The following is a 12409-nucleotide window of genomic DNA, read 5'->3' as shown; positions in this document are numbered from 1 at the left end:
AGGAGAACACGAGAATGGAAGCCCACCCTGCCGACGAAGAGTCGATGCGGGCGTTGATGCTGACCGGTGACCGCCACTCGGAGGTGCGCCAGGTGCCGCGCCCGGTGCCGGCCCACGACGAGGTGCTGGTCCGGGTGACCGTGTCCGCGGTGTGCGGCAGCGACCTGCCGCACTACCGTAAGTCGGCGCAGGATCTCGGCCATCGGCTGCACACGGTCCCCGGCCACGAGGCGGTGGGAGTGATCGCCCAGGCCGCCGCCAGCGGCGACGGACCGGCCGAAGGCACCCGGGTCATCGTCTACCAGCACTCGGGCTGCGGCGACTGCACCTTCTGCCTCAGCGGTGAGCCGATGTTCTGCGCCGACCGGCGCACCCTGGGCAACCACCGCAGCGGAGCGGACGGCGAATACCTCACCGCGCCCGCCACCGGAGTCCTGCCCGTACCCGCCGACGTCAGCGACGCCATGGCGGCCCTGATCGCCTGCAACTTCGGCACCGCGTACTCGGCGTTCCGCAAGTCCGGGGTCGCGGTGGGTGACCGGGTGGCGGTGTTCGGCCTCGGGCCGGTGGGTTGCTGCGTGGTGGCCCTCGCGGCGGCCGCCGGAGCAGAGGTCTTCGCCGTCGATCCGATCGAGGGGCGGCGGGACCTGGCCAAGACCCTCGGCGCCGGTACGGTCATCGACCCGATCGCGCAGGACCCGGTCGCCGCCGTCGCGGCCGTGACCGAGGGGCGCGGACCCGAGGTCATCTTCGAATGCTCCGCCAACCCGGCCGCACAGACCCAGGTGATGAAGCTGGCCCGGCCGCACGGCACCGTCGTCCTGCTCGGCGCCAACAACAGCATGGAGATCGACCCGGGGGTCGACGTGATTCGCAAGGAACTGCGGGTCATCGGCAGTTGGGTCTTCACGCAGCCGGAGTTCCCGGCGGTCCTGCGGGCGGCCCGCAGCCTCCCCGCGCTGCAGCACCTGATCACCGACCCCTTCCCCGCGCACCGGGCTCCCGAAGCGTTGGCCGCCGCTGACGCCGGGCACATCGGCAAGGTGCTGATCGACTGGTCCTGACCCGATCAGGCGCACCTCCCGCTCCGGCAATTCCCTTTCCATCACCCTCCCGGTTCGACCCCCATCCGTGCGGTTGCCGGCGAACTCACGCCGACCGCAGGGTGCCGCACGCCCGCAGAAGGAGATTCCGCAATGACTTCCGCCACCACGGCCCTGCCGGCCGACCTGACTCCGGCCGCCCTCGCGCCGTACATCCAGCACACACTCATCGAGGTCGGCACCACCCGGGACCGCATGATCAAGCACGCCGAGGAAGCCGTGAAGTACGGCTTCAACGCCGCGATGGTGCCCGGTTCCTGGGTGTCGGTCGTCGCCGACGTGCTGCGCGGCAGCGGCGTCCAGGTCGCCTCCGCGCTCGACTTCCCGACCGTCGGGGTCACCACCAGCGCCGGCAAGGCGTACGAGGCGGAGAGCCTGGTGCGCGCCGGTGCCCAGCAGATCGACATCGGAGTCCAGATCGGCTGGCTGAAGAGCGGCATGTACGACGAGTTCCGCGAGGACATCGCCGGCGTGGTCCGCGCGTCCGGCGTCCCGATCAAGGTGATGCTCGAACTGCCGCTGCTCACCGAGGCGGAGCGCGAGACCGCCGTCGAACTGTCCATCGAGGCCGGTGCCGCGTACCTGAAGAACGCGAGCAGCGGTGCGATCGAGGTCGCCAACCCGGCCAGCATCGGCTACCTGGTGGACCGTGCCGGCGGCCGGACCAGGGTCAAGGCGTCGGGCAGCATCAAGTCCTACCCCCAGGCCGTCGGACTCCTGCGTGCCGGTGCCGAACTGCTCGGCACCAGCGCCGGCATCGCGATCGTGACCGACTCGGCCAACGAGGAGACGGTCAGCTACTGACCGGGTGGACCGCACCCCGGGGGTGTCGGTTGCCGGGCGTCGTCGGGTCCACCGACGTCGTCAGCAACGGCGACCGGCGTCCCGGGGTTGCGTCCTGGTGCTCTCTGTCCAGGGCATTGGCAACAGAGGATCTGCACGGGCTTCACCCTCCCGGCACAAGGCATAGGATCTGGCGTCGGGGCTGTGGTGATCGAGCCGACGCAACGCCCCAGAAAGCCGGGGAAACACCGTGCCTCGATCGCCTCGTTTCGGTCTGCTCCGCGAGCCCGACTTCCGCCGCTTCTTCGGTGCGACAGTGGCCGGTCAACTCTCCGACCGGTTCGTGTTTCTCGCGCTGCCGCTGGTGGCGATCGTCTGGCTCGATGCGGATGAGTTCGAGGTCGGCGTCCTGACCGCGATGACGACGGCAGGATCACTGCTGATAGGGCTGCCGGCAGGGGCCTGGATCGACCGCTGGCGCAAGCGCCCGGTCATGGTCAACACGGATCTGGTGCGAGCGGCGCTGTTGCTGCTCGTGCCGCTGGCCTGGTGGACGGACACGCTGACGATCTGGCTGCTGTTCGCGGTCGCGCTTGCCCACGGCCTCCTGACCGTGCTGTTCGAAGTCGGCTACACCAGTTACCTGCCGGCGCTGGTTGGCCGCGAGCACCTCGTCGAGGGCAACGCGAAGGTCGCCGCAGCCCGTTCTGCGGTGAGTATCAGCGGCCCTGGCCTGGCCGGGCCGCTGGTCGCCTGGCTGGGCGCGCCGTTGACGTTGGTCGCGAGTTCCGCCGGAATGCTGCTGTCCGCGCTGGGAGTGCTGCGCATCCGTACGCCGGAGCCGCAGCCACCGGCTGCCGCCGGCCGGCACCTGGCGCGTGAGGTCGCCGAAGGGCTGCGATTCGTGCTCGGCCATCCGCTGCTGCGACCGACGCTGTTCACAGACGGCATCTTCAGCCTCTTCCTCGTCACCTACCAGACGATGCTGCTGGTGTTTCTGTCTCGGCACCTGGGCCTGGGGTCCTTCGGTATCGGGCTGGTGCTGTCCGCGATGGCCTGCGGCGGGTTCGCCGGCGCGCTGCTGGCCCGCCGCGTGGTCGCCCGGATCGGTCCCGGCCCGGCCGTCTGGCTGGCTCCGCTGTGTACGGCGCCGGCCGCCGGCCTGATGCCGGCGGCGCGGCCCGGCTGGCTGCTCTGGCTCGCTGTGGCCGGTCTGGCCCTGCTCTCCCTGGGCGGCGTGATCCGACTGATCGCGCAGGTGGGCCTGCAACAGCACGTCACGCCGGACCGGCTGCTCGGCCGGATGAGCGCCACCGTTCGCTTCGTCCAGTGGGGCAGCATGCCGATCGCGGGCCTGCTCGGCGGCCTGCTCGGTAGTCTGCTCGGCGCGCCGGCAGTGCTCTGGATCGGCGCGGCCGGGATGACCGCCGCGTTTCTGCCCGCACTGCTGTCGCCGCTGCGGGCAACGCGCGAGTTGCCGGTGATGGACGAAGGGCTCACCCCAGCATCACCGACGGCAGGTTCTGGTCACCGCAGCTGAGCCGGCATCGGCTGAACCGATTCCGGTCGGGGTCCGTGTGGATGCGCCCTAGTGGCCGTTGTTGCCCTCATGGCTGCAGGCGTCGGGTTGGCGGCGTGTAGTACCACCCCCGAGGCGCCCGCGCCGGCGAGGGCGGACGGTTCGAGGTCGCCCGCCCGCGGTGACCACGACGGTACGCCGAGGACCCGCGCCGCCCGGTGGGGGACCGGCTCACCCGGGCCCCCGATGCGGTGCAGCCCATCCCGGGTGAGCCGGTCGTCAGTGCTCGGCGTGCGGGTCGAAGCCCTCCGGCGCGCGGTCCAGGAACGTGGTGACCGAGCTGATCCGCCCGTCCGCGTCGAACACCAGCACGTCGGTGCCGGCGGCGAACGACCGACCGCCGTCGAGTTCGATCTCCCACATCAGCCGGGCCCGGTCATGGTGGATCTGCGGCGCCGCGCGCCGCTGGAACACGGCGACACCGACATGCTGGGTGAACTGCCCGCGAAAGTCGATCAACGCCTGCACTCCGGTGAGCACGCCGACAAGCGCGTGGCAGCTGACCTCCTCGGTGAAGGTGTCCGCCGCCAGCCGGCGCTGCTCCTCAGGCTGCCCGGTGTTCCAGAACCGGACGTACCGCTCGACGGTGTCCTCGTACGCTTCGGACGTCATGGGGTCGTTCCTCTCCCGGTCGACAGGTCGGGTACGGCGAGCGCCGCGTAACCACCGTGCGCCGACGGCCCGCAGCATGTCGATTACCTGCGAGGTCATTGCCGCCCGGCGGTGACCTGCGTCAGGCTGTGGTCCATGACCAGGGGTGAGCCGGTGGGGGTGCTGATCCGGCGCTGGCGTGAGCGGCGCGGCCGCTCACAACTCGACCTGTCGTCGTCGACCGAGGTGTCCACGCGCCACCTGAGCTTCGTCGAGACCGGCCGGGCCACCCCAAGCCGGGCGATGATCGAGCGGCTCTGCGACGAACTCGACGTGCCGCTGCGCGAACGCAACACCCTGTACCTGGCCGCCGGCTTCGCGCCGGTGCACCCGGAGAGCGCGTACGTCGACCTCGGCGCGGCCCGGGCCGCCGTGGCGGCGGTGCTCGCCGGCCACGAACCGAACCCGGCGCTCGCCGTCAACGTCCGCTGGGAACTGCTGGCCGCCAACAACGCCATGACCGTGTTCCTGGCCGGTGTCCCGGAATTCCTGCGTACGCCGCCGGTCAACGTGCTGCGCGCCACCCTGCACCCGGACGGGCTGTCCGGGCGGATCCGGAACCTGGCCCAGTGGCGTGCGCACGTGCTGCGGCGCGTACGCCGCCAACTCGACCGCACCGCCGCGGAAGGCCTGGCCGACCTGCTGACCGAACTGGAAAGCTACCCGGCACCGACGGCCGCGCACGCCGACACCGGTCCGGGGGAGGACCTGGTGATCCCGCTGCGGCTGTCCACTGAGTACGGAGAGCTGGCCTTGTGCTATGCGACAACGGTGTTCGGCGCACCACGCGACGTCACACTCGACGAGATCTCCATCGAGACGTTCTTCCCGGCCGACGCCGCCACGGCGCAGCTGCTACGCGCCATGGCCTCCGCCACCCCGTAGCCTGCCGACGCTCACCCGACGCCTGCCTCAGGCAGACCGTCGCGGAGGCGGTCCAACTCGGCGAGGTACATCGCCTGCATGCGGTCGTAGTGTCGGACCAGCAGCATGACCTCCTCGACGCTGTAGCCCTCGATGAGTTGCTTCGCCCGCTTGGCGAACCCCTCGTACGGTCGCTCCAACTCGGCGGTCCGCTCCGGCCGCAGGGTCACGATCACCCGCCGCCGGTCCGCCGGATCGCGCTCGGCCGTGACGTAGCCCGCCTGCTGGAGTCGGCGGAGCATGCTGGTCACCGCACCGGTGGTGAGGTTGGTCCGCTCGGCGATCTGCCCGGCGGTGGCCGACTCGACGTCCGCCAGGTAGTCCAGGCACTCCAGGTCGCTCACGGTGAGACCCAGTTGTTCCGCGATGGCGTACCGGAACACCATGGACAGCCGTGACATCTCCCGCCCGGCGCGCATGAGGTCGGCGATCGCGGACGCACGGGTGGGCTCGTGGGACATGCCCGCAATCATGCCTCCGGTACGGTGACCCGGTGCAGCCGAGGTAACACGCGGGTCAGCACCCAGTGCGGTGCGGTCGCGCCCCCGGTGAGGCGGCGCATCAGAGCGGCGGCGGTGTCGACGGCGCGGAAGGCGTACGGCACCATCTCGTCCTGGTAGCGGGCGATCGCCCGCTCCACCGGGGCGCCGCTCGCGCGGGCCTCGACAAGCCTGCGGCCGAGCAGGGCGGCGTCGCGCAGCGCGGTGTTGCCGCCGTGCGCGCCGAACGGCGGCATGACGTGTACGGCGTCGCCCATCATCGTCGCCCGGGGCAGCGCCCACCGGTGCGGGCGTTGGCCGGTGGCGAAGAGGTTGAGCACCATGGCGTCCAGTTCGGCATTGTCGACAAGTCGCCGCACGAGCGGGTGGAAAACCATACTCATGTGGCTGGCCAGGTCCTGCAGTGCCAGCAGGTTCCGGCGGATGGTGGTGGGCACCTCCTCCTGCCGCAGCAGCAGCCCCCACATGACGTAGTCGTCGCCGGTGGGTGCGTAGCTGCCCGGGGCCAGGCGCGCGAATGCCTCGCGCGGGTTCTCGCCGAACCGCATCGAGGTGAAGAAGAAGGCGCGGCCCGGCCGGTCGTCGATGGCCAGGACCCCGCTGGTACGCAGCGGTTCCGGGATGATGCTCTCGCCGTTTCGTCGCAGCGGCGTCCGGCCGTAGATGCCGGCCATCGGGGTGTTCGCCGGTGCCGCGTCCGGCATGATCTGGGCGCGCAGCGCGGAGCCGACGCCGTCCGCGCCCACGATGACGCTCGCCGGCACGGACCCGCCGTCGGAGAAGACGAGCCGCAGTCGTGCCGGGTCGCTGCTGTCCACCCCGGCGGCGGCCTTGCCGTAGTGGATGCGCCCGTCCAGCCCGGACTGCAGGATCGACCGCAGGGTCAGCCGGTCGACCTGGCGGGTCGCGTGGGTCTTGTCCTTGAAGGTGATGGTGAAGGCGTCGCGTAGCCGCCGGTCGGTGAAGCGCAGCTGCCCGCCGGGTTCGTCGCCGGTGGCCAGCGCCAGGTGGTACAGCGGGCGGGGCAGGCTCGTACGCAGTGCCTCCAGCCCGTACTGGTCGAGAATGATCCGGTAGCCCTGCTGCCTGACGAAGGGGCCCGGGTCCCGCTCGTAGACGTGCACGTCGATGCCGGCGCGCATCAGGTACTGGGCGAGGCAGAGGCCGGAGAGGCCGGCACCGGCGATCGCCACCGAGAAGTCAGTCGATGTATCCATGCAGTTATCTTAATGACTAAGATGATTTGGCCAAGGGCTGTCGGTACACCACAAGGCCCGTTCCTTCTTCGGGTCAGCTCGGTCAGGCCGAGGTGATCACTGCTACCGGCGAGCCGAAGGTGGCGGAGCCGGGGCCGTGCCCGAGGCAGATCAGGGCCCGGTTGCCGAGCGGAGCGGCCAGGCGCACGACCACCTCGCGTTCCTCTGCATAGGCCAGCCGGACGCCGTCCGGCCCGTCAAGGGGGACTTCCACCGGCTTGACGAGTACCGCGGTTTCCGTCTCGAACACCTCGGCGCAGGGATAGTCGGCATATTGCCGGGGTGTACCCGTGAACCGGTAGGTCAGAGTGCGGTGGTCGTCCCCGAGCACGGATTCCGGGTGACCGGTAGCGGTCAGGCCCGGCGGGCACCACGTCATCCGACGTTGGAAGTCTGGATCCAGGGCGATGAACGGCCATCTCCGCTTGGCGGGATACATCATCCACGCCGGAAGCTCCCGCAGGCCGCGGTCGGTGGCGAAGGGTCCGTCCGCCCGAACGAGGCGGGCCAATGGTTTCGGTTCCCCGGTCTGTACGTTACGGCAGTAGTCGATGGCGGCCGGAAGGATCTCCGGCGGCAACTCGGATTCCGCAACGCCAGGGCCATCGAACAACGTTCGCCACCTGGCGTCCGCCTTGAGTCGGTCGAGTGCGATGACGCTCATCGTCGTCAGCACGATCGGGCGTGGCTGACGGTGAACCGGAAAAGCGTCCCATCTCGCCAACGCCTGCCGGACCTGCTCATCGATCGACATGCTCGCCAGGCTAGCGACCCGACGCCCGTTGAGGTGCTCCGGCTGTTCTCCGCAGAGGCATCCGGTACTACGGTGCTTCGCCTCTCGGCAGCTGCGGCAGGATGGTCCGGCTGCGTCCGGGGCGGGGGTACGCCTCGGCGGCGGCCGCGAGCCGCGCCGCGTGTTCGCGTTGCTTCTGCCAGTGCCCGTAGAGTGCGCCGCGTTGGGAGAGGCGGTCGACCTGCCGGATGGTCTCGGGGTCCACATCGCCGGGCGGGGCGTCGCGCCACGGGGTGCCGGGCAGCGGCATGAAGGTGTGGGCGTGGATGCGGGCGCCGACCTCGGCGAGTTCACCGGCCAGGCGGAGGGAGTCGGCGACGTCCTGCTCGCTCTCGCCGGGCATGCCGAAGATCATGTCGACGTTGATCCGGAAGCCTTCTTCGATGCCGAGGCGGGCGGCCCGTTTGACCTCCTCCACGCCGTGGCCGCGTTTCGCGGCGTCGAGAACCCGGTCCGAGCCGGACTGGGCGCCGACGATGATGTTGTTGTTCGCGCAGTACTTCTTGACCAGCCGCAGCGCCGCCCGGCTGACATGCTCGGGTCGGATCTCGCTGGGGAAGGAGCCGAAGAAGACCCGCCCGTTCGGCCCGATGCCCTCCTTGCAACTGGCCAGCAGTTCCTCGACCGCGTCGAGGTTCGGTTCCTCGGCCTGGCTGCCGTAGCTCAACGCGGTCGGCGTGATGAACCGGACGTCGCGCAGCCCACGAGCCCGCATCCGGTCGACGTGCCACCGCACGTTCGCCACGCTGCGGTGCCGGAACTTCGCCGAGAACATGAACGGGGTCTGGCAGAAGCGGCACGAGAAGACACAGCCTCGGGTGACCTCCAGGGCGTTGAAACGGTCCCACCGCAGCGAGAAGCCCCGGAAGTCGTCGAGCGGTCGCCGCTGCGGTCGGCCCGTACGCACCACGGCGCCGGTGTCGTCGCGGTACACCAGCCCGGTGATCCCGGCCGGGTCACCGACGGCGTCGACGAGGTGCAGCAGCGTCGTCTCGCCCTCGCCGACCGCCGCGATGTCCCACCCGGCGTCGAGGGTCTGCACCGGCTCGGCGGTCGCGTGCACGCCGCCGGCGATGTGGGTCACGTTCGGGGCGTCGGCCAGGGCCCGGATCTCGGCCAGCTCCTGGGCCAGGGCGTGCGCGTCGGGGGAGTAGAACGACCACAACACCAGCACCCGGGTCGCGGTGGTGGCGGCGTCGCGGATGTGCGCGGCGGTCGTCTCCGGGGTGTCGCCGAAACGCACCTCGTACCGGGTGGAGGTCTGGTGGGTCTCCAGCGCGCCGAGCAGGACGTGCAGCCCGTACGTCACCGCCTTGCGGTAGCGCAGCACCAGCACCAGCTCGGCAGCTTCCATGGCCGCGATTGTGTCAGGGGGACCGGCCGTGATGTCGACGGGCACCGGGCCGACCGTGCGGCCAGGTGCCCGTCGGCGTCCGGTCAGTACCGCAGCTTGCGCAGGTAGCGGTAGCCGACCTCGGCGGTCTGCTGGGGCGTCACGTCGGGGGTGTCGTTCTCGACGATGTACTCCTGCACGGCGTGGCCCCGGAAGATCCGCGCGAAGTCGATCATCCCGGTGCCCAGGTCGGCCATGTCTCCGTCGGCGGCGTGCCGGTCCTTCACGTGGTACTGCAGGACCTGCTGCGGCGCGCGACGGATCACGTCAAGCGTGAAGCCCTCCGGATCGGCCGCGCCGGCACCGGACTCGATGCCACCGGTGACCGCCCAGTAGATGTCGATCTCCAGGTGGACGAGCTTGGGGTCGAGCTCCGCGGTCAGGATGTCCCAGGGCGTACGCCCACCGCCGAGGTCGATGGTGAACTCGTGCGCGTGGTTGTGATACCCGTACCGCAGACCTGCCCTGCGTGCCGCGGCGGCCTCGACGTTCATCTGCTCCGCCCAGCGCTTCCACTCGTCGGCGCTCTCGGAGTAGAGGTACGGCACGACCATGTACTTCTGGCCCAGGGTGACCGCGTCCTGGATCTTCTGCCGCAGTGCGGCGGCGTCGGCGCTGATCCCGTCGTGGCTGGAGCTGGCCTTGATCCCGATGCTGTCGAGGAGCCGGCGCAGCTGCCCGGCGCTACGACCGAAGTAGCCGAGTGCCAACTCCACCTTCGGATAGCCGATGCGGGCGAGGTGTTTGAGGGTGGCGTCGTAGCCCGGCGAGCCGTTCAGCGCGTCGCGTACCGTCCACAGCTGGATGCTGATCAGACCCGGCGGCACGTGGTGTCGCCCGGCGTGACCGGGCCCATGACCGTGGCCCGGTCCGTGACCGTGGCCGTGACCCGGACCGTGACCGTGGCCGGGACCGGCGGTCGCGGCGGTCGCACCGATCCCGGACGCGACCAGCCCCACACCGGCGGCGGCTGCCAACGAACCGCGCAACAGGCCCCGCCGGTCGATGACGGACCGCCGCAGCGCGGCCTCGCCGTCGTACCCGTAACACATGTGGCACTCCTCTCGTGGTGCGTGGACCCGGACCGAGGTCCCCGGCCGACCGGTGTCGACCAGGGACCTCGGTCGGGGACTTACTGGGTGGGGACCAGGACGACCTCGGTCGTGCCGGTCAGCGGCGGCAGGCCGTCACCACCCGGATCGGTGTACGACGCGACGAACACCGCGGACAGGTTGTCGGTCGCCGGATCGTGCCCGGAGGGCACCGTGGTGGTGATCGTGCCGGTGCAGCCGTTGGCCGTGGTGATCGGGTGGCCGTGGTCGTCGTGACCCAGGATGTACGTCACGCTGACCCGGGCGCAGTCCACCGGCTGGTCGTCGGTGACCCGCACCTCGAACTGCACCACGTCACCGAAGGTGAACGGCTGCCCGACGACCGGGCTGACCAGTTCCACCACCGGCGTGGCGTTGCCGACCACCACCCGCACGGAGGCCGACGCCGACCGTCCCTTCTGGTCGGTGACCTTCAGCGTCGCCTCGTAGCTGCCGTTGCGGCGGTACGTGAACGTCGGGTTCGCCTCACGGGAGTCGACCTTGTCGTCGTCGTCGAGGTACCACTCGTACCGGAGTCGGTCACCGTCCGGGTCGGCGGTGCCGGCGCTGGAGAACTCCACAGTCAGCGGCGCGAGCCCGGCCGTCTGGGTGGCCGACACCTGCGGCACCGGGCTGTGGTTGCCGTCCCAGCCGATGTGGTCGACGCGGGCCAACTGGGCGTCCGGGTTTTCGCTGAAGTAGCCGTCACCGTATTCGAGCACGTAGAGCGCGCCGTCCGGACCGAACTCCAGATCCATCGGGTTGTCGAAGACCACCGACGGCAGCACCGACTCGATGCCGCGCAGCTCACCGCGCCGATCCAGCTCGAAGGCCTTCACGTAGTCGCGGGTCCACTCGTAGAACAGCGGCTTGCCGTCGTAGTACGCAGGCCAGCCGGACGGGTTGCGGCCGCGGGTGGTGGAGCGGTCGAACCGGTACGCCGGACCGGCCATCGGCCCGATGCCGCCGGTACCCAGCTCCGGGAACTGCGGGGACAGGCCGAAGCCGTACCAGACCTGCGGCTGCTGCACCGGCGGCAGGTTACGCAGACCGGTGTTGTGCGGCGAGTCGTTCACCGGTGCGGCGCAGTTGAACGGCGCCCCCGGCTGGTCGGTGGCGAAGTCGTAGTCGAGGTACGGCTGGTCCGGCGTGATGCAGTACGGCCAGCCGTGGTTGCCGGGCTCGCGGGCGGCGAGCCACTTGCCCTGCCCCGCCGGTCCGCGATCCGGGTTGGGTTGGCGGGCGTCCGGCGAGTAGTCACCGACGAACAGCGTGTCGGACGTGCGGTCCAGTTCGATGCGGAACGGGTTGCGCAGCCCCATCAGGTAGATCTCGGGCCGGGTGTTCGGCGTCCCCTTCTTGAACAGGTTGCCCTTCGGGACGGTGTAGCCGCCCTTGGCGCCCACCTTGATCCGCAGGATCTTGCCACGCAGGTCGTTGGTGTTGGCCGAACTACGCTGCGCGTCGTACGCCGGATGGCGGCCGGGACGCTCGTCGATCGGCGCGTACCCGCCGGACTCGAACGGGTTGGTGTCGTCACCGGTGGACAGGTACAGGTTGCCCTTGCTGTCGAAGACGATGTCCCCGCCCACGTGGCAACAGATGCCCCGGTCGACCGGCACGTCGATGATCTGCTGTTCGGACTTCAGATCCAGCTTGTCCTTGACGAGGCGGAACCGGGACAGCCGGATCACCCCGCGGAAGGGCGCGAAGTCCTCCTCGGTGCCCCAGGCCGGCGCATCGCCCTCATTGACATCCGGAGTGGACGGATCGTCGACCGGGGTGTCCATCGGGGGCGAGTAGTACAGGTAGACCCAGTTGTTGCCGCCCTTGCCGAAGCCCGGGTCGATCGCGACGTTCTGCAGACCCTCCTCGTCGTGCTGGTACACGTCGAGGGTCGCGGCGATCGTGTTACGGCCGGTGGCGGGGTTGTGCAACCAGACCTGACCGGCGCGGGTCACGTGCAGCACCCGACGGTCGGGGAGCACGGCGAGGTCCATCGGCTCGCCCGGTCGGTCGTTGAGGGTGACTTTCTGGAAGGCCGAGTCCGGGGGAGCGCTGGTGGGCGCCGGTGCGGCCATCGTCGGGGTCGGCGTCGCGGTGAGCGCGATGGCGGTCAGACCGGCCACAGCGAGCGCGAGTCGTCTCTTCAACTGCCTCTCCTTCGGTGAGGGATTGGTCGGGCAGGTCGTAGACGTGAGGGCTGGTTCCTCCTCGTGGGATGGGGGCAGCACGGAATCGCCCGTCAGCACCGCTTGCGCGGCAGTCTGGGCGTGTTCTGATGGACAGGGACGCAGATGTGGTCAATGGCGAGGTCACGTCCGTGGAGCGGCGCC

General features: G+C 70.2%; 11 protein-coding genes. 4 read left to right on the top strand and 7 right to left on the bottom strand.

Annotated features, from left to right (window positions below; genetic code table 11):
- Positions 1-14: 14 nt before the first annotated feature.
- The 3 genes from VAB18032_RS16835 (at position 15) to VAB18032_RS16825 (ending at position 3426) form a co-directional block, all read left to right on the top strand.
- Complete coding sequence (locus VAB18032_RS16835; protein WP_013734072.1) at positions 15-1064, top strand: zinc-dependent alcohol dehydrogenase; 1050 nt, start codon at positions 15-17, stop codon at positions 1062-1064.
- A gap of 132 nt (positions 1065-1196) precedes the next feature.
- Positions 1197-1907 (top strand): deoxyribose-phosphate aldolase, encoded by a 711-nt coding sequence (gene deoC / locus VAB18032_RS16830; RefSeq protein WP_013734071.1) that lies wholly within the window; start codon positions 1197-1199, stop codon positions 1905-1907.
- A gap of 229 nt (positions 1908-2136) precedes the next feature.
- Positions 2137-3426, top strand: a complete 1290-nt coding sequence (locus VAB18032_RS16825) for an MFS transporter (RefSeq protein ID WP_013734070.1) — start codon at positions 2137-2139, stop codon at positions 3424-3426.
- 258 nt (positions 3427-3684) lie between these two features.
- Here VAB18032_RS16825 and VAB18032_RS16820 read toward each other — a convergent pair whose 3' ends face one another.
- Positions 3685-4077, bottom strand: a complete 393-nt coding sequence (locus VAB18032_RS16820; protein ID WP_013734069.1) for a nuclear transport factor 2 family protein — start codon at positions 4075-4077, stop codon at positions 3685-3687.
- A 135-nt stretch (positions 4078-4212) separates the two neighbouring features.
- Here VAB18032_RS16820 and VAB18032_RS16815 point away from each other — a divergent pair, with 135 nt between their 5' ends.
- Positions 4213-5001, top strand: a complete 789-nt coding sequence (locus tag VAB18032_RS16815) for a helix-turn-helix transcriptional regulator (protein WP_013734068.1) — start codon at positions 4213-4215, stop codon at positions 4999-5001.
- Positions 5002-5012: 11 nt separating this feature from the next.
- Here VAB18032_RS16815 and VAB18032_RS16810 read toward each other — a convergent pair whose 3' ends face one another.
- The 6 genes from VAB18032_RS16810 to VAB18032_RS16785 all read right to left on the bottom strand — a co-directional run bounded on the left by VAB18032_RS16810 (position 5013) and on the right by VAB18032_RS16785 (position 12226).
- Positions 5013-5501, bottom strand: coding sequence for a MarR family transcriptional regulator (locus VAB18032_RS16810; RefSeq protein ID WP_013734067.1), 489 nt, complete (start codon positions 5499-5501; stop codon positions 5013-5015).
- 8 nt (positions 5502-5509) lie between these two features.
- The gene (locus tag VAB18032_RS16805) at positions 5510-6757 is read right to left on the bottom strand and encodes an FAD-dependent oxidoreductase (RefSeq protein WP_043721035.1); all 1248 of its coding nucleotides are present in this window, start codon (positions 6755-6757) and stop codon (positions 5510-5512) included.
- Between the two features lie 82 nt (positions 6758-6839).
- Positions 6840-7472: a hypothetical protein gene (locus tag VAB18032_RS16800; RefSeq protein WP_232510818.1), complete on the bottom strand. Its 633-nt coding sequence runs from the start codon at positions 7470-7472 to the stop codon at positions 6840-6842.
- 145 nt (positions 7473-7617) lie between these two features.
- Positions 7618-8943 (bottom strand): TIGR04013 family B12-binding domain/radical SAM domain-containing protein, encoded by a 1326-nt coding sequence (locus VAB18032_RS16795; RefSeq protein WP_043721027.1) that lies wholly within the window; start codon positions 8941-8943, stop codon positions 7618-7620.
- Positions 8944-9026: 83 nt separating this feature from the next.
- Complete coding sequence (locus VAB18032_RS16790) at positions 9027-10034, bottom strand: sugar phosphate isomerase/epimerase family protein (RefSeq protein ID WP_013734063.1); 1008 nt, start codon at positions 10032-10034, stop codon at positions 9027-9029.
- Between the two features lie 80 nt (positions 10035-10114).
- A complete protein-coding gene (locus tag VAB18032_RS16785; RefSeq protein WP_043721025.1) occupies positions 10115-12226 on the bottom strand; it encodes a PQQ-dependent sugar dehydrogenase in 2112 nt (703 codons plus the stop codon).
- Positions 12227-12409 lie beyond the last annotated feature (183 nt).

This window comes from Micromonospora maris AB-18-032, from assembly GCF_000204155.1.
GTDB classification, from domain to species: Bacteria; Actinomycetota; Actinomycetes; order Mycobacteriales; family Micromonosporaceae; genus Micromonospora; species Micromonospora gifhornensis.
The sequence above is the reverse complement of the archived record's forward strand: the minus strand, read 5'-3'. Positions and strand labels throughout refer to the sequence as shown.